Origin of the sequence: Lutimonas vermicola (genome assembly GCF_038433205.1) — a bacterium.
GTDB classification, from domain to species: domain Bacteria; phylum Bacteroidota; class Bacteroidia; order Flavobacteriales; family Flavobacteriaceae; genus Lutimonas; species Lutimonas vermicola.
Genome location: NZ_JBCDNA010000002.1, coordinates 346,967 through 372,595, shown reverse-complemented (window position 1 = coordinate 372,595; position 25,629 = coordinate 346,967). Strand labels below are relative to the sequence as shown.

20 protein-coding genes and 1 tRNA gene are annotated in these 25,629 nt (G+C 40.1%); 15 read left to right on the top strand and 6 right to left on the bottom strand.

Features of this window, described 5'->3' with window-relative positions:
- Positions 1 to 2 precede the first annotated feature (2 nt).
- The 5 genes from AABB81_RS09080 (at position 3) to ftsZ (ending at position 6,409) form a co-directional block, all read left to right on the top strand.
- Complete coding sequence (locus AABB81_RS09080) at positions 3 to 1,205, top strand: FtsW/RodA/SpoVE family cell cycle protein (protein ID WP_342160768.1); 1,203 nt, start codon at positions 3 to 5, stop codon at positions 1,203 to 1,205.
- Positions 1,189 to 2,280: an undecaprenyldiphospho-muramoylpentapeptide beta-N-acetylglucosaminyltransferase gene (gene murG, locus AABB81_RS09075; protein ID WP_342160069.1), complete on the top strand. Its 1,092-nt coding sequence runs from the start codon at positions 1,189 to 1,191 to the stop codon at positions 2,278 to 2,280. Before AABB81_RS09080 ends, murG begins: the two co-directional genes overlap by 17 nt.
- 95 nt (positions 2,281 to 2,375) lie before the next feature.
- The gene (locus AABB81_RS09070) at positions 2,376 to 3,104 is read left to right on the top strand and encodes a cell division protein FtsQ (protein WP_342160068.1); all 729 of its coding nucleotides are present in this window, start codon (positions 2,376 to 2,378) and stop codon (positions 3,102 to 3,104) included.
- A 5-nt stretch (positions 3,105 to 3,109) separates the two neighbouring features.
- A complete protein-coding gene (ftsA, locus tag AABB81_RS09065; protein WP_342160067.1) occupies positions 3,110 to 4,408 on the top strand; it encodes a cell division protein FtsA in 1,299 nt (432 codons plus the stop codon).
- Positions 4,409 to 4,438: 30 nt separating this feature from the next.
- Positions 4,439 to 6,409: a cell division protein FtsZ gene (gene ftsZ / locus AABB81_RS09060; RefSeq protein WP_342160066.1), complete on the top strand. Its 1,971-nt coding sequence runs from the start codon at positions 4,439 to 4,441 to the stop codon at positions 6,407 to 6,409.
- Between the two features lie 236 nt (positions 6,410 to 6,645).
- On the opposite strand, the gene AABB81_RS09055 is transcribed toward ftsZ, so the two are convergent.
- The 5 genes from AABB81_RS09055 to AABB81_RS09035 all read right to left on the bottom strand — a co-directional run bounded on the left by AABB81_RS09055 (position 6,646) and on the right by AABB81_RS09035 (position 15,975).
- Positions 6,646 to 7,524: an OmpA/MotB family protein gene (locus AABB81_RS09055; RefSeq protein ID WP_342160064.1), complete on the bottom strand. Its 879-nt coding sequence runs from the start codon at positions 7,522 to 7,524 to the stop codon at positions 6,646 to 6,648.
- A gap of 258 nt (positions 7,525 to 7,782) precedes the next feature.
- Positions 7,783 to 9,240, bottom strand: coding sequence for a glutamate synthase subunit beta (locus tag AABB81_RS09050; RefSeq protein WP_342160062.1), 1,458 nt, complete (start codon positions 9,238 to 9,240; stop codon positions 7,783 to 7,785).
- Between the two features lie 2 nt (positions 9,241 to 9,242).
- Positions 9,243 to 13,754 (bottom strand): glutamate synthase large subunit, encoded by a 4,512-nt coding sequence (gene gltB / locus AABB81_RS09045; RefSeq protein ID WP_342160060.1) that lies wholly within the window; start codon positions 13,752 to 13,754, stop codon positions 9,243 to 9,245.
- Between the two features lie 165 nt (positions 13,755 to 13,919).
- Positions 13,920 to 14,828: a TIGR01777 family oxidoreductase gene (locus tag AABB81_RS09040; RefSeq protein WP_342160059.1), complete on the bottom strand. Its 909-nt coding sequence runs from the start codon at positions 14,826 to 14,828 to the stop codon at positions 13,920 to 13,922.
- Positions 14,829 to 14,835: 7 nt separating this feature from the next.
- Positions 14,836 to 15,975, bottom strand: a complete 1,140-nt coding sequence (locus AABB81_RS09035) for an acyl-CoA dehydrogenase family protein (protein WP_342160057.1) — start codon at positions 15,973 to 15,975, stop codon at positions 14,836 to 14,838.
- A gap of 83 nt (positions 15,976 to 16,058) precedes the next feature.
- On the opposite strand from AABB81_RS09035, the gene AABB81_RS09030 reads away from it, so the two are divergent.
- The 10 genes from AABB81_RS09030 (at position 16,059) to AABB81_RS08985 (ending at position 24,485) form a co-directional block, all read left to right on the top strand.
- Entirely contained in the window at positions 16,059 to 17,141 is a 1,083-nt protein-coding gene (locus AABB81_RS09030; RefSeq protein ID WP_342160056.1) for an anhydro-N-acetylmuramic acid kinase, read from the top strand.
- A 19-nt stretch (positions 17,142 to 17,160) separates the two neighbouring features.
- A complete protein-coding gene (locus AABB81_RS09025) occupies positions 17,161 to 18,393 on the top strand; it encodes a Glu/Leu/Phe/Val dehydrogenase dimerization domain-containing protein (RefSeq protein ID WP_342160055.1) in 1,233 nt (410 codons plus the stop codon).
- A gap of 164 nt (positions 18,394 to 18,557) precedes the next feature.
- Positions 18,558 to 19,919, top strand: a complete 1,362-nt coding sequence (gene nhaD / locus AABB81_RS09020) for a sodium:proton antiporter NhaD (RefSeq protein WP_342160054.1) — start codon at positions 18,558 to 18,560, stop codon at positions 19,917 to 19,919.
- 83 nt (positions 19,920 to 20,002) lie between these two features.
- Positions 20,003 to 20,704, top strand: coding sequence for a MotA/TolQ/ExbB proton channel family protein (locus tag AABB81_RS09015; RefSeq protein ID WP_342160053.1), 702 nt, complete (start codon positions 20,003 to 20,005; stop codon positions 20,702 to 20,704).
- 15 nt (positions 20,705 to 20,719) lie between these two features.
- On the top strand, positions 20,720 to 21,112 hold the full coding sequence (locus AABB81_RS09010; protein ID WP_342160052.1) for an ExbD/TolR family protein: 393 nt from the start codon (positions 20,720 to 20,722) through the stop codon (positions 21,110 to 21,112).
- A 52-nt stretch (positions 21,113 to 21,164) separates the two neighbouring features.
- A complete protein-coding gene (locus AABB81_RS09005) occupies positions 21,165 to 22,082 on the top strand; it encodes an energy transducer TonB (RefSeq protein ID WP_342160051.1) in 918 nt (305 codons plus the stop codon).
- Between the two features lies 1 nt (position 22,083).
- Positions 22,084 to 23,304 carry a bifunctional folylpolyglutamate synthase/dihydrofolate synthase gene (locus AABB81_RS09000; protein ID WP_342160767.1) on the top strand — a complete coding sequence of 407 codons (1,221 nt, stop codon included), beginning with the start codon at positions 22,084 to 22,086 and terminating at the stop codon, positions 23,302 to 23,304.
- 51 nt (positions 23,305 to 23,355) lie between these two features.
- On the top strand, positions 23,356 to 24,165 hold the full coding sequence (locus AABB81_RS08995) for a hypothetical protein (protein ID WP_342160050.1): 810 nt from the start codon (positions 23,356 to 23,358) through the stop codon (positions 24,163 to 24,165).
- An 84-nt stretch (positions 24,166 to 24,249) separates the two neighbouring features.
- Positions 24,250 to 24,324: transfer RNA gene (locus AABB81_RS08990), tRNA-Val, on the top strand.
- A 17-nt stretch (positions 24,325 to 24,341) separates the two neighbouring features.
- The gene (locus AABB81_RS08985) at positions 24,342 to 24,485 is read left to right on the top strand and encodes a hypothetical protein (protein ID WP_342160048.1); all 144 of its coding nucleotides are present in this window, start codon (positions 24,342 to 24,344) and stop codon (positions 24,483 to 24,485) included.
- Positions 24,486 to 24,607: 122 nt separating this feature from the next.
- Here AABB81_RS08985 and lpxD read toward each other — a convergent pair whose 3' ends face one another.
- The gene (lpxD, locus tag AABB81_RS08980) at positions 24,608 to 25,600 is read right to left on the bottom strand and encodes a UDP-3-O-(3-hydroxymyristoyl)glucosamine N-acyltransferase (RefSeq protein WP_342160046.1); all 993 of its coding nucleotides are present in this window, start codon (positions 25,598 to 25,600) and stop codon (positions 24,608 to 24,610) included.
- Between the last annotated feature and the right edge of the window lie 29 nt (positions 25,601 to 25,629).

Below are 25,629 nucleotides of genomic sequence, written 5' to 3'. Positions count from 1 at the left end.
TGCTGACAAGATTTTTTGACAATATTAAAGGAGATAAAACCATTTGGGCTATCATAGCTGTTCTGGCCATATTTTCTTTCCTTCCGGTTTACAGCGCAAGTACCAATCTTGTATATGTAGCCGGAAAAGGGTCAACACTTGGGTATCTTTTAAAGCATGCTATTCTTTTACTGCTCGGATTTGTTATTGTATATACAACTCACAAAGTACCTTACAGATACTTTAGCGGCTTATCTGTTTTGATGCTTCCTGTGGTTATTTTGCTTCTGGTCTATACCCTTACACAGGGAACGGTTATCGACGGGGCGAATGCCAGCAGATGGATCAGTATTCCGTTTATAGGTATTGGGTTCCAGACCTCGACGCTGGCCGCTGTGGTCTTAATGATTTACGTAGCGAGGTATCTTGCCCGGAACAAAGAAAAAGAGATAACCTTTAAGGAAAGCTTCCTGTATATGTGGATGCCTGTGGGCCTTGTTCTTATACTGATATTGCCTGCCAACTTTTCTACAACGGCAATCACTTTTTTTATGGTGGTCTTACTCTCGTTTCTCGGCGGATATCCTGTGAAATTCATAGCGACTATTTTGGGAGTCGGAGTTTTGAGTTTGGTTTTATTCATTCTTACTGCCAAGGCTTTTCCGGAAGCGATGAAAAATACACGTATCAACACCTGGTCAAGTCGAATTGAGAATTTTGCTTCCGGCGAATCTGAAGATAACTATCAGGCCGAAAAGGCTAAAATTGCGATAGCATCAGGTGAGATTTACGGAAAGGGACCGGGAAAGAGCGTTCAAAAGAATTTCCTTCCGCAATCATCTTCAGATTTCATCTATGCCATCATTGGAGAAGAATTTGGATTGATAGGGGCTATTCTGATCATTTTATTCTTCCTGGGACTATTGTTCAGGATCGTAATCATCGCTACCAAATCAACCACGATTTTTGGAACATTGCTCTGTTTAGGAGTGGGTTTGCCTATCATATTTCAGGCCATGATCAATATGGGAGTAGCCGTCGGGCTTTTCCCGGTAACCGGTCAGCCATTGCCATTGATAAGCACGGGAGGAACATCTATCTGGATGACTTGTTTTGCCATAGGAATCGTATTAAGCGTAAGCGCTTCTGATAAAGAGATCGTCACAGGTAAGCAAAAGGACGAAATTGAAAACCCTTTAGATATATTACATGAAGCAATCGGTTAACATACTGCTAAGCGGAGGAGGTACCGGAGGACATATTTATCCGGCCATAGCTATTGCGAATGAGCTCAAGGAAAGGCACCCTGATTCTAAATTTTTATTTGTGGGTGCCGAGGGAAGGATGGAAATGGAAAAAGTGCCACAACTGGGCTATGAGATCAAGGGTTTGAATATAACCGGATTACAGCGAAGCCTTAGCCTTAAGAATTTAAGCTTTCCGTTTAAACTGATATCGAGTTTGCTGAAGGCTAACAGGATTATTACAAAATTTAAACCGAATGTGGTCATCGGAACAGGAGGATTTGCTTCGGGTCCAACATTGTATATGGCGAATAAGAAACATATTCCAAGTTTGATTCAGGAACAAAATTCTTATCCGGGAATTACAAACAAAATACTCGCGAAAAAGGTGAATAAAATATGCGTGGCATATGACGGTTTGGAGAAATATTTCCCGGCTGAAAAATTGATCAAAACGGGAAATCCCGTTCGTCAGGACCTTTTGGATATAGAGAGAAAAAGAGAAGAAGCCTTGCGTCATTTTAAGTTAAATCCTGATAAAAAGACACTGGTAATTATGGGTGGAAGCCTTGGTGCCAGAGCTATCAATCAGGCTTTGGAAAAATACATACAAACAATTCTGAAAAATGATGTTCAGGTGATCTGGCAGTCTGGTAAACTATATTATCAGGAATACAAGAAGTATAGCGAGATCGAGGGAGTTCAGGTAATTGAATTTATTCAACGAATGGATCTGTTATATGCAGCTGCAGATATATTGATCAGCAGGGCAGGTGCCGGATCCATCTCTGAACTTTGTATCGTTGGCAAGCCAGTGATTTTTATTCCTTCACCGAATGTAGCTGAAGATCATCAAACAAAAAATGCCAAATCGGTAACCGATCTGAAGGCAGCCATTTTATTGAAGGAAAGTGAAATCAGCAGGTTGCCTGAGGTGATCGAACAATTACTGGGAGATGAGCAAAAACAAATTTCCCTGAGTCAAAACATTAAAAAGCTGGCCCTGCCGGATGCTACAAAGCAGATAGCGGATGAGGTCGAAAAAATATTAAAATAGAATTATGTGCTAAATACTTTGGTAACTATGGCTACCCTCTTAAATAGTGAGGGGATTATTTAAAAGGTAGTCATAGTTTTTTTAAAACAAAAAGAATGAAAAAATACAATACCATTATTAAATTTTTACTACTCACGTTTGTGATTGTGTTTTTATACGGTTTTGCCGCTGTAAGAAATTCAAAAAAAAGCAACAAAGAAGTTAAGGTGATTTTTGAGAATGGGGAGAATCTTTTTGTAAGCTATGAAACAGTTAATAAGTTGTTAATACAAAATTTGGAGGCCTATAAAAATCAATCGAAAGAAAATATAAATTTGAATAACTTAGAAGGATTCCTGCAGCGCAATGAAATGATTGAAAACGCTGAGATTTTTCTAACATTAAGTGGGGATTTAGGGGCGATAATTACACAAAGAACACCAGTTTTAAGAGTAGCGAATGAATCGGAAACCTATTATTACGATAAACTAGGCATCAAAATGCCATTATCTGATAATTATTCTGCCAGGGTTCCTATAACCACTGATACAATTTCGGGGATAGAAGGGTTCGAGCTGATCACCTTGTCGAATACCATAAGAAATGATGATTTTTTAAAGAAGCAGATCATAGGCATTGACCAGATTGAAGGCACAAAGAAACATCAGTTCGAACTGAAGACCAGGATTGGAGACCAAAAGATCATTTTTGGAGATTTGTCCCGAATGGAAGAAAAAATTGCGAAGCTAAAGGTATTTTATCAAAAAATAATGTTGGATAGCACGATTACAGACTATAAAACAATAAACTTAAAATTTTACAATCAAATTGTTTGTGAAAAATAAATATTATGGACAATAAGAATATAGCAGTGGGTTTAGATATCGGAACTACAAAAATAGTTGCGATGGTCGGGAAGCAGGATGCTTATGGCAAAATTGAGGTTCTGGGAACCGGTAAGGCCAAAAGTCTCGGCGTTCACAGAGGAGTTGTCAATAATATAACCCAAACCATACAATCCATACAGCAATCTGTTGACGAGGCTGAAAGCGCTTCCGGAGAAAAAATCGGTACAGTTGTGGTTGGGATTGCGGGCCAGCACATAAGAAGTTTACATCACAGTGACTATATCACCCGTCCAAATTCTGACAAGGTGATCGATGAGGAAGATATTGAAAGGTTGATCAATCAGGTGTATAAACTGGTCATGTTGCCCGGAGAGGAAATCATACATGTATTACCTCAGGATTTCAAAGTAGACGGACAGGCCGAAATCAAAACACCAATAGGAATGTACGGAGGAAGATTGGAAGCAAATTTCCACGTTGTTGTTGGTCAGGTATCCTCAATAAGGAATATTGGGAGATGTATTAAAAGCGCAGGGCTTCAGTTGGGAAATATTACCCTCGAACCCTTGGCTTCAGCCGACGCTGTTTTAAGCCAGGAAGAAAAAGAAGCGGGAGTGGCACTCATTGATATAGGGGGTGGTACCACTGATCTGGCTATTTTTAAAGATGGGATCATCAGACATACTGCAGTCATCTCTTTTGGAGGAAACGTGATTACTGAAGATATTAAGGAAGGTTGTTCCATCATAGAAAAGCAGGCTGAATTGCTAAAGACCAAATTCGGATCAGCATGGCCGGGTGAGAATAAGGATAACGAGATTGTTTCGATTCCCGGATTACGAGGCAGAGAGCCCAAAGAAATAACCCTAAAGAATTTATCAAAGATTATACATGCCAGAGTTGTTGAAATCGTAGAGCAGGTTTTCTTGGAAATTAAGAATTACGGACATGAAGAAAGCAAGAAGAAGCTTATTGCAGGTATTGTACTTACCGGTGGTGGCGCACAATTGAAGCATATAAAACAATTGGTTGAATACATTACGGGAATGGACACCCGTATTGGATATCCCAATGAGCACTTGGCAAGTAATTCGGACAGTGAATTGTCTAGTCCTTTATATGCCACAGTTGTGGGACTTTTAATGAAAGGTTTAAAAGAAAACGAAAAAAGAAATACGATCGTAACCGAAATTGAAGAAGAATCGTATAAAAAAAATCCCGAGTCACAAGAGGTTTCGAAGAAAACCATTTTTGAGAAATGGGGCGAAAAATTTAGAGATTTTTTAGATAACGCTGAATAACAATACAACCCCAAAAATAAAAATTTAGTTATGAGTTTAGAATTTAGTAATCTATCTTTTGATTTACCAAAGAATCAATCCAATGTTATCAAAGTAATTGGAGTAGGTGGTGGCGGAAGTAATGCTATCAATCACATGTACAACAAAGGCATTAAAGGTGTTGATTTTGTTGTTTGTAATACTGATGCCCAGGCGCTTCAAAGCAGTCCTGTTCCCTATAAAATTCAGCTTGGCGCAACTTTGACCGAAGGTTTAGGTGCAGGGGCAAATCCCGAAATCGGAGAGCAGTCTGCTATGGAAAGCATGGAGGATATCAAAAACATGCTGAATACTAAATCCAAAATGTTGTTTATTACTGTTGGAATGGGAGGTGGTACAGGAACCGGGGCTGCTCCGGTAATTGCCAAAATTGCTCAAGACCTCGATATTTTGACAGTTGGGATTGTAACTATTCCATTTTCATTTGAAGGAAAAATGAGAAATGAACAGGCGCAATTGGGTATTGAAAAATTAAGGTCCCATGTAGACTCATTGGTGGTGATCAATAACAATAAATTAAGAGAGGTTTACGGTAATTTAGGGTTTAAGGCCGGTTTTTCAAAAGCAGATGAAGTATTATCAACGGCTGCCACAGGAATTGCCGAAGTGATCACGCATCACTATACTCAGAATATCGATTTAAGGGATGCCAAGACCGTTTTGTCAAACAGTGGAACCGCTATTATGGGATCTGCCCAGGCATCTGGTTCTAATCGCGCGCAAAATGCAATTACCAAGGCGCTGGATTCACCACTTTTAAATGATAATAAAATAGAAGGTTCAAAAAATGTATTGTTATTAATTGTATCCGGTACTTCTGAAGTGACTATTGATGAGATTGGAGAGATCAATGATTATATTCAGTCGGAGGCTAAAACCAATGTGGATATCATCATGGGTGTCGGTGAAGATGAAGCACTAGGCGATGCGATAGCTGTAACTATTATTGCCACTGGATTCAATCCTGAGCAACAGAGCGAGATATCTAAAATTGAATCAAAAAAGATCGTACACAATCTTGTTGAGGAGAGAGAGGTCAAGCACGTTGCTAAATCTGAACCTGTTGCCCCCGAAAAAAAAGTTACCAGACATATATTGCATGAAGAGGATTTTATAGAAGAAGCAAAGACAGTTAAGTCAGAAGAAGCAGTAAAACCTCCAACTACTGACAATGACATAAAAGACCAGGTGGTGACTTATGAAGAGGTAAAACCGCAATCATCTGTTCAGGAGGACGTAAATGATATGTCAGTTCAATTTGATTATATAAAGGCTGATAAGGTTGAAGACAATTATGAGATTACCAATATTACTCCAAAAGCTGAAGTGGATGACTCTTTAGACGAAGATAGTGAGAACCAGTTTTCTTTTACGTTTGACCTGCCAATTCAGAATATTCAAAAAGAAGAAGTTAAGGAGGTGAAGACTCTTAAAAATTTTAATATCAATGATATTGAAATTGTAGGGCTTGAATTGATTAAGCCAGAACCAAGTGCTGCTCCTTTAAATGACGATACAATTCGCCATACACTAGAAGATGAATTTGCTTCTGAGATCAATACATTAAAAAGTATATCAGACGCAGAAAAAGGAGATGAAGAGGAAATGCATTTTGAGTTGAAAATTGCCAAAGATGAAGTAATTGAGAATAATGTAAAAGAAGTAATTGAAGACAAAGACGTTTCTCCGATGAATCTTACCATTGCCGAATTACGCAACAGGGCCGAAATGAGAAGGAAAAAAATGAAGGATTTCAATTATAAATTCATCAATAAGTTGAATCACCATATAAATGACATAGAAAGTGAGCCTGCTTATAAGCGAATGGGCGTAAACCTTGATGAAGTTCCTTCTTCATCCGAAGCAGATAAAAATAAATCAAGAATGACCCTGGGAACGGACGATAATGACGAGATTCAGTTACGTTCCAACAATTCATTCCTACACGATAATGTTGATTAGTTTTTAGTTTTAGTTAGTGGAAAAATCCGGAATAAAACCTTGTTTTATTCCGGATTTTTATTTTGAAGCTACAGGGATTACTTCTCACCTCCCGATTCTCATCACCTCGGAGGTGAGGGCATGAGAGCTGAGGTGCTCACTTCCGATCACTTCAGCTCCGAGGTGATGGGTTTCTTCCCGTCAGGACAAAAAAAAGCGACCTTAAGGTCGCTTTTTAAATGATTAGAAAACTAAGATTAGTTCTCGATGCTAACCACTTCTTCTTCTGCCATAAGGGCAAAGAATTTGTTAAGGTTAGGCATAATGATGATGTTAGTTCGTCTGTTTCTGGCTCTGTTCTTATAAGTAGAATTATCAGTCAAAGGAACATATGAACTTCTTCCTGAAGGAATCAATCTCGCCGGATCAACTTTGTATTTACTTTGAAGAAGTCTAACGATAGATGTTGATCTTTTTACACTTAGGTCCCAGTTGTCAACGATCTCTTCTGTATGTATGCCCTTAGAATCAGTGTGACCCTCGATCATCACGTCGATACTTGGTTCTGCATTGATAACATCAGCTAATTTAGCTAATAATGGGTGTGCCTTTGAACTTACATTATAACTTCCTGATCTGAATAATAAACTGTCGGCAACAGAGATCATCACAACAGTCTGATCGATGTTTACATCAATATCTCCACCATTGTCAATATTATTTTCGTTAATAGATTTTTTCAATTTATATGAAATAGCAATATTCATGGAATCTTTTAAGGTCTTTGCTCCTTCCAAAGCCTCCGGTGGCAATTTTGCTAAAGTTTCTCTAAGATTTACTTTCATGTTTTCAGAAATAACAGCTGAGTTATCAGACAATAAATCCATTTTTTGATTGCTGCTTTCTGTCAAGTTCGCATTGTCAGATTGCAGTGAATTGATTTGAGTATTATATACTTCAACTCTCTTCTCAATTTTTGCAAATTTTGCTTCCAATGCTTCTTTTTCAAGGGTGGTCTTTTGCAATTCTCCCCTAGTCTCCGTTAGATCTTCCTCTAATAGGACGTATTTCTTTTTAGATACGCAAGACACCATTAAAGTTGTCATTACAAGTAATGCAAGAATTTTTTTCATCATAATTTAATTTTAGGTTACTTTAGTTTTTAGTGATGGGGTAATTAAACAAATGTTTATTAACCCTTTTAAGGTTTGATGGGATAAAAGTAGCTTTGAATTCTGAAGATAATCTTAACATTTTCGGAAAGCGATGAAAAAAATGAAAATTCAGTTAAAACATTTGAACAATATAAGGTCTTATTTGCAGGCTCTTTACAAAAGAAAAAGACAAGGTTTAAACCTTGTCTTTTTCTTTTTATGCATGATCATATTATTTTATCATACGCCCGGAAGATCCCCTTGTCCTTTGATGGGAAGATTGCTGCTTCCCATTAAAAATAAATCAACCTCTCGTGCAGCTTCCCTTCCTTCGTTTATGGCCCAAACGATCAAAGATTGTCCTCTTCTCATATCCCCTGCGGTGAATACATGCGATACATTCGTCTGGTAATTGCTGGCTTTATAGTTTGTTCGTTCATCTAAATCCAAACCAAGTTGTTCACTGAGGGTAGTTTCAGGCCCTGTAAATCCGAGAGCAAGTAATACAAGATCACATGGCCAGGTTTTTTCGGTACCTGCCTTTTCAATAAGTTGAGGTCTTTGACCAGGAACTGTTTTCCATTCAACTTCAACGGTCTTTAAGGCGATCAATTCATTTTTGTCATTGGTGATGAATTCTTTGGTATTGATCAGCCAGTTTCGTTCACAGCCCTCTTCATGAGAGGAAGATGTTTTGAGTTGCAAAGGCCAAAAGGGCCATGGAGTAGTATCACTTCTTGATAAGGGAGGCTTAGGCATGATCTCAAAATTAGTAACAGATTTCGCGCCCTGGCGGTTGGACGTTCCAACACAATCAGACCCCGTATCACCACCGCCAATTACAATAACGTCTTTGCCCCGGGCGGATATCATTTCTCCTTCAAATTTACTGCCGAATAATGATTTGGTTTGCTGAGTAAGAAAATCCATTGCCTGAACCACGCCTTTGGCATCAGCGCCCTTGGTTGGCAAGGAACGTCTTTTAGTCGCTCCGCCACAAAGCACTATTGAGTCAAAATCATCAAGTTTTTCTATTGGGTAATTGAGCCCTATGTTCGCATTGGTTTCAAACAAAATGCCTTCTTCTTTTAAAATGGCAACCCTTCTGTCTATGATTTCTTTTTCCATTTTGAAATTTGGAATACCATAACGCAAAAGCCCTCCAATTTCATCATCGCGTTCAAAAACGGTGACCATGTGCCCGGCTCTGTTCAATTGTTGGGCTGCGGCCAAGCCGGCAGGTCCAGAACCTACAACGGCAACTGTTTTACCTGTTCTTTCTTTAGGTGGATGCGCCACGATCCATCCTTTTTCAAATCCTTTTTCGACAATGTTTTTTTCAATATTTTCGATGGATACAGGATCCTCAATCAATCCAAGAACACATGCTTTTTCGCAAGGCGCGGGACAAAGCCTCCCTGTAAATTCAGGAAAATTATTTGTGGAATGAAGAATTTCCAATGCTTTTTTCCATTCACCCCTGTAAACAAGGTCATTAAAATCTGGAATCAAATTACCCAACGGACATCCGCTATGGCAAAATGGTATTCCGCAATCCATGCATCTGGAGCCTTGCTTTTTAAGCTCTTCTTCAGGAAGCTTAACCGTAAATTCCTTATAATCTTTCAGTCTATCCTTTACAGCCTTATTATGCTCATCGACTCTTTCAAACTCAATAAATCCCGTTATTTTTCCCATAATTAAACTGTTTGTTTTACTGCTTTCTCTTGTTCAATTCTAGCCAAAGCCTTCTTATAATCAGTTGGTATTACCTTTACAAAGTTGCATAATTGCTTATCCCAGTTTTCTAATATCATTAATGCCTTGGTACTTTCGGTAGCATGGTAATGATTTTGAACCAACTCAAACAATTCCTGTGCATCGCCGGCCGATGGTTTTTCAAGTTCAACCATTTCCATATTGCACAAACCATTGACAAATTTTTCCTCAGGATCGTATACATATGCAATACCACCGCTCATTCCTGCAGCAAAATTCCTGCCTGTTTTCCCAAGGATGACGACTTTACCTCCTGTCATGTATTCACATCCGTGGTCTCCTACACCTTCAACAACTGCAGTAATACCTGAATTTCTAACACAAAACCGTTCTCCTGCCACCCCATTGATATAGGCTTCACCTTTAGTGGCACCGTAAAAACATACATTTCCGATAATGATATTCTCATCAGCTACAAAAGTGGCCTTTTCGGGCTTCTTAATGATCACTTTGGCGCCTGATAGCCCTTTTCCTAAATAGTCATTGGTGTTTCCCTCCAGATTGAGGGTAAGGCCTTTTGTTGCAAAGGCTCCAAAACTTTGTCCTGCCGATCCGGTAAAATTAACCTGAAGGGTATTGCTTGGTAATCCGTTGGCTCCATAGATCTTGGATATTTCATTACTGATAATGGCTCCAACAGACCTGTCTGTATTGGAAATCGGATATTTTAATTGCATTTTTTCCTTTCTGTAGATGGCCGGGTGGGCATCCTGAATGATCTGGAAATCCAGGGCATCCTCTATTTCATGATGTTGTTTCTCAGTATTTCGGATTACTTTATCGTGATAGTCTGATGGTTGGTATAAAATACCTGATAAATCCAGACCCTGTGCCTTGTATTGTTCAACAGCATTTTTTGCATGGATCTTTTGAGATTGGCCAATCATTTCCTTGATGGTTCTGAATCCTAATGACGCCATGATCTGCCTTAGTTCTTCGGCAACGAAGTACATAAAGTTGATGACGTGTTCGGGTGTACCTTTAAAGTTTTTTCTTAATTCAGGATCCTGAGTCGCAATCCCAACAGGGCAGGTATTTAAATGACACTTACGCATCATGATACAGCCCGAAGCAACTAATGGAGCTGTGGCAAAACCAAACTCTTCTGCTCCAAGAAGACAAGCAATGGCAACGTCACGACCAGTCTTTAACTGTCCGTCACATTCGAGAACAACACGACTTCTAAGATCATTTAACACCAAGGTTTGTTGTGCCTCCGCTATACCAAGTTCCCAGGGGAGCCCGGCATGCTTTAGGGAGGTTAAAGGAGAAGCACCGGTACCTCCATCAAAACCGGATACCAGAATCACATCGGCTTTAGCCTTGGCAACCCCTGCTGCAATTGTGCCAACGCCTACTTCTGAAACCAGTTTAACATTGATCCTGGCCTCTCTGTTTGCATTTTTAAGATCAAAAATCAGCTGCGATAAATCTTCGATAGAATATATATCATGGTGTGGAGGCGGAGAGATCAATCCTACATAGGGCGTAGAATTTCTAACTTCGGCAATCCAAGGGAAAACTTTTTCTCCTGGCAACTGCCCTCCTTCTCCCGGCTTGGCTCCCTGAGCCATTTTGATTTGTATTTCCTGAGCATTGGTCAGGTAATTGCTCGATACGCCAAACCTGCCTGAAGCCACCTGTTTGATCGCAGAGTTCCTGCTGTCTCCATTCAAATCTTTTCTAAACCTTTTCAGGTCTTCACCACCTTCGCCCGAATTGCTTTTCCCGCCAATCCTGTTCATGGCAATGGCAAGGTTTTCATGGGCTTCCTTACTGATGGATCCGTATGACATGGCACCGGTTTTGAACCTTTTGACAATTTCTGTCCATGGCTCAACTTCCTCCAACGGAATAGGATCAAGGTTTTGGAATTCAAAGAGACCTCTGAGCGTCATCAGATTTTTACTTTGCTCATTAATCATGTCTGAATACTGTTTATAGCTCTCAGTATTATTCATACGAACTGCCTGCTGAAGTTTGGAAACGGTTGTCGGGTTGAACATATGCCTTTCACCAGTCCTTCTCCATCTGTAATCTCCACCAATATCAAGTTTAAGATTATTGTCAATCTTATTGTTGAAAAATGCGTTTTTATGTCTTTTGGAAATCTCTCTTTCAATTTCGTAAAGTCCGATTCCTTCAATTCTGGAGGCCGTGTTAGGGAAATATTTATTGGTAAATTTAGAGTTAAGACCCAGTATTTCAAAGATCTGAGAAGCCCTGTAAGAATGCAGCGTGGAAATTCCGATCTTATTCATGATCTTTAGAATTCCCTTTCCAATAGCTTTGTTAAAATTCTGAACAGCCTCTTCGGCATCAATGCCCGAAATACCCCCTGAGTTTACTTTTTCACGGATAATCTCATTAACCATATACGGATTGATGGCACTTGCTCCATATCCAAAAAGTGTAGCAAAATGATGAGGTTCACGCGGCTCGGCAGATTCGATAATGATGCCGAATTTTGATCGTTTTTTTATATCGTTTAAGGAATGATGAAGAAAAGAGCAGGCCAAAAGTGCAGGAATAGGACCATTTATTTTATCAGCTCCACGATCTGAAAGAATCATGATATTATATCCTTCTTCGACTGCTTTGGTCGCTTTTTCGACGATCAGGTTGAGTGATTTTTCCAAGGCATTTAATCCCCTTTTAATATCATATAGCATGGGGATTTCATACGCTTTGTAATCAGGATGATCAATATTTTTTATTTTGTCCAGGTCATCATTTGAGATAACCGGATTTTGAATTTTTAGTTTCTTGCAGTGGTCCGGAGAAGTAACAAAAATATTTCGGTCTTCACCAATTGCCAGGCTTATATCTGTTATGATCTCTTCCCTGATACCATCGAGAGGCGGGTTGGTTACCTGGGCAAACAACTGTTTGAAATAATTGTATAACAACTGGGGTTTGTCTGAAAGAACCGCAAGTGGCGTATCTGTTCCCATGGAACCCAAAGCTTCTTTACCGCTTTTACACATCGGAGTAATGATCGTATCAATATCTTCCATGGTATATCCAAACATCCTTTGCCTGGTTTTGTAAGATGTCAGTTCTACAGGACATTTGTTTCCGGTATATGGCACATCAGCTAAAGGAAGTATATTCTCATTTAGCCATTGCCTGTATGGATGTTTTTTAGTTACCTCATTTTTCACTTCTTCATCTTCAATGATCCTGCCTGCATTCATGTCAACGAGGAACATCTTGCCTGGTTCAAGCCTGCCATGCCTTACAACATCTTCAGGTTTGATATCCAATACGCCAATTTCTGAAGACATGATGACATAGCCCCCTTTGGTTACCGTAAAACGTGAAGGCCTCAATCCGTTACGGTCAAGTAGAGCACCTATATAGTTGCCATCTGTAAACGGAACTGATGCGGGCCCGTCCCAAGGCTCCATAATACAGGAGTTGTATTCATAAAAAGCCTTTTTCTCATCAGGCATTGTTTTGTCTTTTTCCCAAGCCTCCGGAACCAACATCATCATGACTTCAGGCAATGAGCGCCCCGTCATTAATAATAATTCCACTGCCATATCCATGGAAGCCGAATCAGATTTCTTTTCAAGAATGATCGGGTACAGCTTTTTGATATCTTCTCCGAAAAGGTCGCTTTTCATCAGTTCCTCGCGTGCTTTCATACGGCTTACATTACCTCTAAGGGTATTGATCTCTCCGTTATGGCACATAAACCTGAATGGTTGGGCGAGGTCCCATGAAGGCGCTGTATTTGTAGAAAAACGCTGATGAACCAGTGCTAATCTTGTTACGAGTTTCGGATCAGATAAATCAGCATAAAAATTTCTAATATCTTCGGGAATCAATAATCCTTTATAGATCAGCGTTGTTGTTGAAAAGCTAGGGATATAAAACTGCCTGGCGTGTTTTAATTTCGATTCGTTAATCTTATGTTCGGCAATTTTTCGGGCAGCATAAACCTTGGCGTTAAAGGCCAGGGGTGTGAGTTCCAGACCGTTTTTCCCGACAAACAATTGTTTTATATATGGTTCTGTTGATTTGGCAATGCGCCCCAAATGCTCAGGATGCACCGGTACCTCTCTCCAGCCTAACACTTCAAGTCCTTGATTCTTGATTTCTGCTTCAAGTGCATTGATACAATAGGTATACTGATTGATTCCCTTTGGCAGAAAGATCATCCCTACTGCATACTCCATCTGTTCAGGTAGCTCAAAATCACAAGTCTTTTGAAAGAATTCATGGGGAATTTCAATAAGTATCCCGGCTCCGTCACCGGTTTTCCCGTCGGCACTAACTGCCCCTCTGTGTTCCAGTTTTATAAGTATCTCAAGGGCATCATGTATGATGCTATTGGTTTTTTCCCCGTTTAGACTGCAAATAAAACCGGCTCCACAATTGTCATGTTCATATTCAGGTAAATATACCCCCTGCTTTTCGTATGCCATAATTAGTAAATTTTCACAAAAATAGCGAAATCTCTACTTAAAAATCAAAGAAAAGTGTTAAACCAAAGAAGAAATGTAAAATCACAATTTTAGCCTTGCAAAAAGTATGGATATGCTAAAATCATCTCTAAAAATTGAAGATTTATAATCAAAAAAGAACCTGTTTCAAGGTAACAGGTCATGCAGAGCCTCCCGAATATGAGGATATTTGAAAACATATCCAGAATTCAAAATCTTCTTTGATGACACCCTGCTTCCTTCAGTTAAGAGCACTGACCGCTTTCCAAGCAGCAATCGCAAAACTGATGAAGGCACATGTGGAAGCCACAAAGTTTTGTCCAGAGCGACAGCAATTTCCTCCGAAAATTTTTCATTGCTTACAGGGTCAGGTGCACAGCAATTATAGGCTCCTTTCATTTCAGGGTTAGAAAGTGCCTGTAAAACAATATGATTGAGATCAATGATATGAATCCATGGAATGATCTGTTTCCCGTGTCCCAGGGGAGCCCCGACATTCCATCTAAAGGGCTTTGCCATTTTTTCAAGTGCTCCTCCCTTTTTCATAAGTACGATGCCAATTCTTAAATTGACGGTTCTAACAGATAGTTCATTGAAACGGTTTACTTCCGTTTCCCAGGCTTTGCAGACTGAAGCAACAAAATCATTTCCTGGCGGGTCCTCTTCCTTAAAATTTAGTGGTGTGGTAATCTGGCCGTAATATCCAACGGCTGAAGCCGAAATAATTCCCTTTACCTTATGATCAGTGTTTGAAAGAGCTTTGAACAAAAGAGCTGTAGTTTTTACCCTACTGTTAAGTATTTCCTTTTTTCTGGCTTTGGTCCACCTTTTGTCTGCTATTCCTGCACCGGCCAGATGTATGATATAGTCACATTGCTCAAAAGCCTTTTTATCAATAAGGGAATTTTCGTAGTCCCACAAATAGGTGGTATATTTTGAGTGCTCATTCCTGCTTCTGCTCAAAACACTTACTTCGCAGTTGTGTTCAGACAGGAAATCGCAAAGCTGACTGCCAATAGCACCGGTACCTCCTGTAATCAGAACTTTTAATGCCATAGATATCTTATTTGAGAAGTGATCTGGAGATCACGATCTTTTGGATCTCTGAAGTTCCTTCATAGATCTGCGTGATTTTTGCATCTCTCATAAGTCTTTCAACGTGGTATTCTTTTACAAATCCATAACCTCCATGAATCTGAACGGCTTCTACTGTATTCCTCATGGCCATATCCGCAGCATACAACTTTGCCATGGCTCCAGACTGGTCGTAATTTCTTTTTTCATCTTTATCACAGGCTGCTTTCAGGCAAAGCAAGCGGGCAACCTCTATCTCGGTAGCCATGTCTGCCAGTTTAAAAGCGATGGCCTGATGCTGGCTGATTTCCTTGCCAAAGGCTTTTCTCTCCTTTGAGTATTGCAGAGCCAGTTCATAGGCTCCTGATGCAATTCCGAGCGCCTGAGCAGCGATTCCTATCCTACCACCCGCAAGGGTCTTCATGGCAAAGGAAAAACCAAACCCGTCTTCCCCAATCCGGTTCTCTTTTGGAACTTTTACATTGTTGAACATTAAAGAATGGGTATCTGAGCCTCTGATTCCCAATTTATTCTCTTTGAGGCCAACCACAAATCCATCCATGCCTTTTTCTATAATTAAGGCATTGATTCCCTTGTGGCCTTTTTCGGCGTGGGTTTGACAGATTACAAGATAAACACTTGCGGTACTGCCATTGGTGATCCAATTTTTGGTTCCATTGACTATATAATGATCCCCCATATCAACGGCACTGGTCTTTTGCGAAGTAGCATCACTCCCTGCTTCAGGCTCACTTAAACAAAATGCACCAATGATTTCTCCTGTTGCAAGAGGCACAAGGTATTTTTGCTTTTGCTCCTCCGTTCCGTATGTTTCGAGGCCCCAGCAAACCAATGAATTGTTTACTGACATGACGACGGATGCCGAAGCATCAATCTTTGAAATCTCCTCCATAGCGAGAACATAAGATACTGTGTCCATGCCGCCACCGCCATATTCCGGAGCTGTCATCATACCCAGAAAACCAAGTTCCCCCATTTTTTTTATCTGCTCATGCGGAAATTGTTGTTTTTCATCTCTTTCTATAACACCTGGCAATAATTCATTTCTGGCAAAATCACGAGCTGCATCACGTATCATGATCTGTTCTTCGGTAAGGGTAAAATCCATGGATAAAAATTACTTGATTAAATATAAATTGTATTGCTCAAATATAGTCAAATTCTCAAAATGTATTTGTAATTTTACCGGGTATGATGAATAAAAATTGGTATGTAATAGGATTAATGAGCGGAACCTCCCTTGATGGAGTAGATTTAGTATATGTTAAAATAAGCAGAAATAAGGCTTATGATTTTGAAATATTAGAAACAAAATCGATTAATTATTCCGAAATATGGAAAAATAGATTACAGAAAGCATTTTCTTTTTCAGGAGAAAAATTAACAAGGCTCGATGCTGATTATGGGATTTACCTCGGAGAACTGGTAGTGGATTTTATAGGCGAGAACAACATTGATAAAGTTGATTTTATAGCTTCTCACGGGCATACTATTTTTCACAATCCAAGCCAAAATTACACCTTGCAAATTGGCAGCGGAGCACATCTTTCGACGAAAACAGGAAAGAAAGTGATTTGTGATTTCAGGACCCAGGATGTAGCACTTGGAGGGCAAGGAGCTCCCCTGGTTCCAATCGGTGACCAGATCTTGTTTTCTGAATATGATTTTTGCCTCAATATTGGTGGTTTTGCCAATGTCTCTTATGATAATGGTTCCGATAGAATCGCCTATGATATTTGTCCGGCAAATATCGTATTGAATCTTTTTACGCGTCTTGAGGGATTTGATTATGATGATAAAGGAAAAATAGCTTCAAAGGGTGCTGTCAACAAAGAACTTCTGAAAAAGTTGGATGCATTGGAATTTTATTTACAGGATCAGCCAAAATCACTGGGTTATGAATATGTGATAGAATCGATTCTTCCAATTTTTTCCGAGTTTGATTTGTCCTTTGAAGACAGGCTCAGGACTTTTGTTGAACACAGCGCTTCCCAAATCGCCTCAAGCATCAATGAAGCTGCATCCAATTTTGATGAAGAGGAGTTAAAAGTTTTGATCACCGGAGGCGGGGCGCTTAACGATTTTATGATCCAAAGAATCAAAGACCTGACCAATGCTCAGATTGTTATTCCTTCAAGAGACATTATTGATTTTAAAGAGGCTTTACTCTTTGCCTTTTTAGGTGTTTTAAAAGACCAGGATGAGGTCAATTGCCTCAGCAGTGTAACCGGAGCGATTAAGGACCATAGCAGTGGGGTAATTTATAACGTATAAAGACTAATACATCAGCATCATGAAGGAGCTTTTAAAGAAGTATGAGAATAAACCACCTGAAATTGTTTTTCACTGGAGAGACAGGGAGACCGAAGCAGAAGGCTGGACAGTTATCAATTCTTTGAGGGGAGGAGCAGCCGGTGGCGGCACAAGGATGCGTAAGGGATTGGATATGAATGAAGTTTTGTCGTTGGCTAAGACCATGGAGGTGAAATTCACCGTTTCCGGACCCAGTATCGGAGGTGCTAAATCAGGTATCAATTTCGACCCTAATGATCCTAGAAAAAGAGGTGTTTTGGAACGATGGTACAGGGCCGTTACCCCCTTGTTGAAACATTACTACGGTACGGGTGGTGATCTAAATGTCGACGAGATCCACGATGTGATCCCCCTTACCGAAGACTCTGGGGTCTGGCATCCTCAGGAAGGAGTTTTTAACGGGCATTTTAAGCCCACCGAGGCCGAAAAAATCAATAGGATAGGCCAGTTAAGACACGGGGTCATAAAAGTTATAGAAGATAAACACTACTCTCCTGATCTTTCTAAAAAGTATACTATAGCCGATATGCTTACTGGTTTTGGCGTGGCACAGGCAGTAAAACATTACTATGACATTTATGGAGGTGAAATTAAGGGGAAAAGAGCCATTGTCCAGGGATTTGGAAATGTGGGGTCAGCCGCGGCTTACTATCTTACACAGCTTGGTGTAAAGGTAGTGGGCATCATTGATAGAGTTGGGGGAGTGATTCATAAGGAAGGCTTTGATATGGAAGACATCCGAACCATGTTTTTAAATAAACGGGGTAATATGCTGGTGGCCGAAAAGATGATGCCCTTCGATGAGATTAACGAAAAAATATGGTCTGTCCCGGCGGAAATATTTATTCCTGCCGCGGCATCCCGACTCGTCACCAAAGATCAGGTAGAAAAAATGATAGTAGCCGGGCTTGAAGTGATTTCTCCAGGAGCCAATGTGCCATTTGCAGATGAGGAAATCTTTTTTGGTTCCATTATGGAATTCACGGACCAGCAGGTAAGCCTGTTACCCGATTTTATTTCAAATTGTGGGATAGCAAGGTTGTTTGCTTATCTGATGGAATCTAAAATCGAGCTTCCCATGAGCGATCATTCTATCTTTGAAGATACTTCAAATACGATAAGATTGGCTCTTGAAAAAACACACCGCTTACATCCATACAAGACAAATATTTGTAAAACGGCTTTTGAAATTGCCTTACAGCAACTGATATGATAGCATGAATCTTAAAAAAAATAAGTTGTTGTTGCAAGTGTTGACAATGATATCCATTAACAGGCGGGCGTCATGCCAATCTGTGAAATTTTATTCAACTTTATGTAGCTTTTGCGGGTGTTCATTATGATAAATTATTATATTTAGCGAATAAAATAAAATAAATGGAATCACTGGTCATAATCGTTTTCGTATTAGGATATCTTGCAATTACTTTAGAACACAATTTAAAAATCGACAAACTTATTCCTGCCTTGGGAATGATGGCAATTATTTGGGCCATGATTTCATTAGGACATCTTCCGGTGTTTGAAGTGAATACTGCTGAACTCAGACTGGAGCCCACTCATTTGGATGAAATTCTATTACACCATTTGGGTAAAACTGCCGAAATACTGGTATTCCTTATTGGAGCTATGACCATAGTCGAGATCATTGATTATTTCAATGGTTTTTCTGCCATCAAAGGATTTGTAAAAACAAACTCCAAGGTAAGACTCTTGTGGATTTTTTCAATACTGGCTTTTATTCTATCGGCCATTATAGATAATTTAACTGCCACTATCGTTTTGATCACCATCTTGAGAAAGATCGTCAGGGAAAGAGAAGACAGGTTATGGTTTGCGGGATTGATCGTAATCGCTGCGAATGCAGGAGGAGCATGGTCACCTATTGGAGATGTTACAACAACCATGTTGTGGATTGGAAAAAAGGTAACTACGCTTAACCTTATTAAATTCCTGTTTATTCCTTCACTTTTATGCATGGTTATACCCGCGCTGATTGCTTCTCGTTTGCCGGCTTTTAAGGGCAATATCGAAACTATTGAAGATGGCGATGACGAAAAGATTGATAAGTACAGTAAAATTATGCTGTACCTGGGCTTAAGTGCCATTGTATTTGTTCCTGTTTTTAAAACCATTACGCATTTGCCGCCCTATGTAGGCATGATGCTTTCACTTGCAGTCGTGGCTATTTTCGCAGAGATCTATTCAAATACGAGATTTTCTCTGACCACAGTAGACTCTAATTCTGATGAGGCTGCACATTATAGTCCGGTTCATAAGGCCTTGTCTGGAATTGAATTGCCAAGTATTTTGTTTTTTCTGGGAATTTTAATGGCCGTTGCAGGGCTTGAATCATTGGGGACACTGTTTAATTTTGCCAATGAAATGAATGCCACCGTACCGATGTTGGGTACGGAGCCGCTTATTGCGGGTTACAGCGTATCCGATTTGGTCGTGATGCTGATGGGTGTTGCCTCAGCTGTAATTGACAATGTTCCTTTGGTAGCGGCAAGTATTGGTATGTTTTCAGATCCGGTCGATAGCCCGCTTTGGCATTTTATAGCCTATGCAGCAGGAACCGGTGGAAGTATGCTGATTATTGGTTCAGCAGCAGGTGTTGTTGCCATGGGCATGGAAAATATAAATTTTTTCTGGTATATGAAGAAAATAGGATGGCTCGCTTTAGTAGGTTTTTTAGTCGGTTCAGCCGGTTTTATGTTCCTTAGATCCTTTATCTAAAATTTTAAGGAAACTTTCACATTTCCCGAACAATTTTAGTGCGATTGCATCGTTACGATTTAATTACTCATTAATTTAGCAATATGTCATTACTTTTACTTCAGGATACTGATACGACACCTGAAAACCTTGAAGAAATTGTCTCTGAAGAAAAAACTTTATCAATTTTCAATCTCATAATGGAAGGCGGCCTGGGAGGGCAGATCATTATCGCTTTGTTGTTTGTATTGTTATTGATTGGTCTTTATATTTATTTTGAGCGGTTTTTAGCGATCAAAGCGGCCAGTAAAATTGATAAGAATTACATGAACCAGATCAGGGATAATATCCTGAGTGGTAATATCGAAGCCGCTAAAATACTCAGCCAGAATAACAAAACGCCTGTTGCCAGATTGATAGAAAAAGGGATTTCCAGGATTGGGAAGCCCCTTGATGATATTAATACAGCCATTGAAAACGCAGGAAAGCTGGAGATCTATAAACTTGAAAGAAATGTAAGTGTACTTGCCACAATAGCTGGAGCTGCCCCGATGATTGGGTTCCTTGGAACGGTAATCGGGATGATTATTGCCATTCATGAAATAGCAAATTCGGGTGGGCAAATAGATATAAAAATGCTTAGTGACGGTTTGTATACCGCCATGACAACTACGGTCGCAGGGCTTATTGTAGGTATCATTGCTTACATATCCTATAATCATCTGATCGTAAGAACAAACAAGGTAGTGTACCAGATGGAAGCCAATTCACTGGAATTTCTTGATCTTTTAAACGAACCGGTATAACGTATTAATTAATATATGAATTTAGGAGGAAGAAATAAGATCAATCCAAATTTCAATATGTCGTCGATGACAGATATTGTTTTTTTGCTTTTAATATTCTTTATGCTGACCTCTACACTGGTCACTGTAAATGCATTGGACATTATTTTGCCAAAAGCCCAGGGTAAAACGGAGAACAACAAATCAACCGCAGTGAGCATCACCAGGAAGCTCGATTATTATATCGATAAGAAAAAAGTTAAGGAAAATGAAGTGGAACAGTATTTGCTGAACCAGCTTAAGCATAGTGACCAACCCACTATAGTGTTGCGGGCAGAAGAGGGTGTTCCAATTGAAAAGGCGGTGAAGGTACTTGATATTGCCAATCGAAACAAAATCAAGGTGGTTCTGGCCGTAAGACCTAAATAGATATTCAACAATGGCTCTTTTTGATACAACTCATAAACGTAAATCAGCCCTAATGACTTCTGTTATTGCCGTGCTTATCCTTCTGTTGATGTTTGTATTTGGTTTGACTTATCTGGATCCTCCTGAAGAATTTGGTATCGCAGTTAATTTTGGAACCACGGATTATGGAAGTGGCAACCAACAGCCAACCGAGGCATTGAAACCGGCAGCTCAATCAGAACCTGAAACAGAGAATACAGAACAGCCCACAGAAGAAGTTGCTGAGGAAGTTGCTGAGGAGGTTCAGGAAGAGGCCATTGAGCCCAGTGCTGCGCCCGAGGAAACATCCGAGGAGGTCATTACTCAGGCTAACGAAGAAGCCATAGCCATTAAGAAAAAGGAAGAAGCAAAAAAAAGGGAAGAAGCAGAAGCGAAGGCAGAAGCAAAAAGGCAGGCTGAAGCAAAAAGAAAAGCCGAGGCTGAACGCCAGGCTGAAATAGAACGCAAAAGAGTCGCTGAAGCGAAAAGAATCGCTGAGGAAAAAGCGGCCCAAGAGGCTAAGAGAAAAAGCATTGATGCCATGATAGGCGGCATAAGTGATAGCAATGGCAAGGCAGATGGGGGAGAAGGAAATGACAATCAGGCTGGGGATAAAGGGAAAGTGACAGGAGATCCCAATGCCAGTGGTTATTATGGAATAGGCGGAGACGGAAGTGGCGGTAATTACAGGTTGGGCAACAGGAATGCCCTTAACAAGCCAAAGCCTGAATATGATTGTAATGAAGAGGGCAAGGTAGTTGTATCGATCTCTGTTGATCAGTCCGGAAGGGTTATAGCTGCGGAGCCAGGCGTAAAAGGGACTACCAATTCGGCCCAATGTTTATTGAACCGGGCCAAGGAAGCCGCACTTAAGACCAAATTCAATGCTGACAGTAAGGCGCCGGTAAAGCAAATGGGTGCCATTATCTATAATTTTTCTTTATCTGAATAAATTGAATTATCAGGAAACTTTAGATTGGATGTTTTCCAGGCTTCCCATGTATCAAAGACAGGGAAGCAGCGCATTTAAAAAGGATCTTACCAATATCAAAGCGCTTTGCAAAATACTTCATGAACCCCAGAATTTGTATGCCACGGTTCATGTGGCCGGTACGAATGGAAAGGGATCAACCAGTCATATGATTGCTTCGGTTTTGCAAACAGCCGGTTATAAAGTCGGCCTCTATACTTCACCCCATTTAAAGGATTTCAGGGAAAGAATAAGGGTGAATGGAAAATCAATTGATGAGGCATCAGTGATCGATTTTATCAAAACACACAGAACTTTTTTAGAAAACCAGAAACTGTCATTTTTTGAATTGACGGTCGGCATGGCTTTTGATTTTTTTGCTCAACAAAAGGTTGATATAGCTGTTGTTGAGGTTGGCCTGGGAGGAAGGCTGGACTCGACAAATATTATCAGGCCCCTGGTTTCGGTGATTACCAATATCGGACTCGATCACACCCAGTTTTTAGGGGAAACCCTGAAAGAGATTGCCTTTGAAAAAGGAGGGATCATCAAGCCTGAAACACCAGTAGTCATAGGTGAATACCAAGAGGAGGTCATTCAGGTTTTTAAAGATCTTGCCAATGCAAATCATGCACCGGTATATATAGCCGAGCACCTGGTAAAGGATAACTTTGATACTGACCTTTTGGGGGATTATCAAGTTAAGAACGTTAGAACGGCGGTTCAATGCTTAAAACTGCTTGATCAAACGGGGCTCAATATAAAACATGAACATTTGGTGAATGGTTTTTTGTCGGTGTCAAAAAATACAGGTTTAAAAGGGAGATGGCAGTTGTTAGGTGAAAGGCCAAAGATTATCTGCGATACTGCACACAACAGAGAGGGGCTGATACTCGCCATGTCTCAGGTCAATAAAGAGAAATTTGAAACATTGCACATCGTGCTGGGTGTTGTAAATGACAAGGACCTTGAAAGTATATTGCCGATTTTTCCAAGCAAGGCGAAATATTATTTCTGTAAACCCGATATCCCAAGGGGTTTGGAAGCCGAGGCATTAAAAGAGGAGGCAGTTAACCATGGTCTTCACGGGCAAGTATATGAATCGGTTGCCTCTGCATACGATGCAGCGGTTCAAAATGCGTCGCCCAATGACTTTATATACGTCGGGGGAAGTACTTTTGTAGTTGCTGAACTTCACTTATAATTTTTCAACAAAATAGCTTAAATTTGATAGTGTATTTTACAATCAAATCTTATGAAGCCTTTATCTCTTTCCCTGGTAATCTTATTTGTTGCTGTTTTAAATTTGAGCCCAATTTCCGGGCAAGAAATCATTGACGGTGAGCAGGCTTATGTGACCATCACTACTTTGCACGGTGTTGAAGGCTTTGATTTTGAAGCCTGGAAGGAAGTTGAAGAGGAATATTTCAATAAAGTAACCAGCAAGATTGACCTGATACGTTCTCATGAAGTTTTGATGAGTTATTTTTTGCCTGAGTTTGGTGAGATCAAGGTGATTAATGTGATCGGTTCGTGGGAAGACATCATGACCATTAATGAGATGAGGATGGCACTGATAGAGGAGGCCTGGCCCGATGAAGAGGAAAGAAATGCCTTTTTTGAAAAACAAAACAGTTTTTATAAAAGCAAACATGAAGATGAGATATACCTTACTTCAGAAAGCACAAAAGATTTAATAAGAGAACCGGGCCAGAACTTGCCTTTTACCTTTATGATAAAAACCAATATACTTTCGGATACTGAGGATGAATATTCCTATGACAATTACAAGAACTACGTAGAAGAAGTTCTTTATAAGAATTCCAAGATACTTGGTTATTATCCTTTTAAACATTTCTGGGGAGCGGATAGTCGCGAGTTTGTCGAGATGTTTATTTTTGATTCATTGTCGGATGTGGAATTATCTCAATATGAGAGCAATGCTTTAATAGCTAAAATCATTCCGAATGAGGAAGGCAGAATGCAGTTTTTAACTTCTCTTTACAGTGCCATTGAAAGCCAGGAATCAAAGTTTTACAGAAATATCCCGTCCTTATCAAAGTGAGAAAATCTATTCTGTAGAAAAGCCTAAAAATTAATTAAAAATGTTTGCCAGTATTAAAAACTAAATTATATTTGCATCCGCTTAGGGCAATTAGCTCAGTTGGTTCAGAGCACCTCGTTTACACCGAGGGGGTCGGGGGTTCGAATCCCTCATTGCCCACATCAATCAAAATCCCGATGAATGAAAATTCATCGGGATTTTTTGTTTCCCTTCGCGTTGAGCTCGCTCAAAAGCAAGAAGGGAAACAAAAAATCGTCAATGCGCTTCAGTGCATTGGGATTTTAGTTGCAGCCGAGGACATTGTAGGGATCATGAAATAATCCCTGCGCTTCAGCGCATTGGGATTTTAGTTGCAACCGAGGTCGACCGGGGATCACGGAGTAATCCCCTGGGAATATTGAATATCGAATTAGGAATTTCGAATGGGTTTCTTATTAAAAGGCTACTTTTTAGCCAATCGGCGCATGGCAACCCATTGTTTCAGCATCTCTCGGGCTTCTTGAGCTGGATAGCCCAAAACGGTTTGTCCGGCAGCAACATTATTCATCACACCAGAACCAGCGCCAACTGTGGCACCTGAATGTATTGTTGTGTGGTCTTTGATAGAAGCACTTCCTCCAATAATAACTCCATCTCCCAAAGTTACAGAACCTGCTAACCCGCTATGTCCGGCCATAATACATGAACGCCCCATAACACTGTTGTGCGCGATTTGCACCAGGTTATCTATTTTGCATCCATCGCCAATAATGGTTGCACTAAATTTGGCACGGTCCACACAAGAGTTGGCGCCAATTTCAACATAATGCCCTATAACAACATTGCCTATTTGTGGTATTTTGGTCAAACCTCTCCCATCGTCACTTGGGCGGTAACCAAAACCGTCGGCACCAATACTTACATTGGTGTGGAATATACAATTACTGCCAATAATGCAACGTTCCCTAATGACGGTTCCAGACCAAACAACCGTAGCTTCTCCGATAATGGTTTCATCAAAAACGCAAACATTGGGATACAGCACTACTTCCTTTTCCAGAACAACGTCTTTTCCGACATAGCAATTAGCTCCAACTATACAACCCTTACCAATGCTGGCTGAAGCATGTATCACCGCAGTAGGATGGATGTCGATATCAAAATGAGGTTTGGGAGGATTGTATAACTCTAATATTTTAGCCATGGCCAAATCGGCATTTTTAACCTTAATTAAGGCCCGATCATCTCCGGGCTCAACACTTAATGTTTCGTTGACTATGGCAGCACTTGCTTTGGATTTTGCCCATAGTTTTGCATATGTACTGCTGCCAATAAATGTGATATGATTTGCCTGAGCCTTTTCTAATTCTTCAGGACCCACTATTTTTTCAGTGGTATGTCCTATCAATTCGCCTTTTAAAATGGCATTGATTTCTTCAATTGTATACGATTTCATAAAAAGGAATTCATTAAATGTTGAGAGGT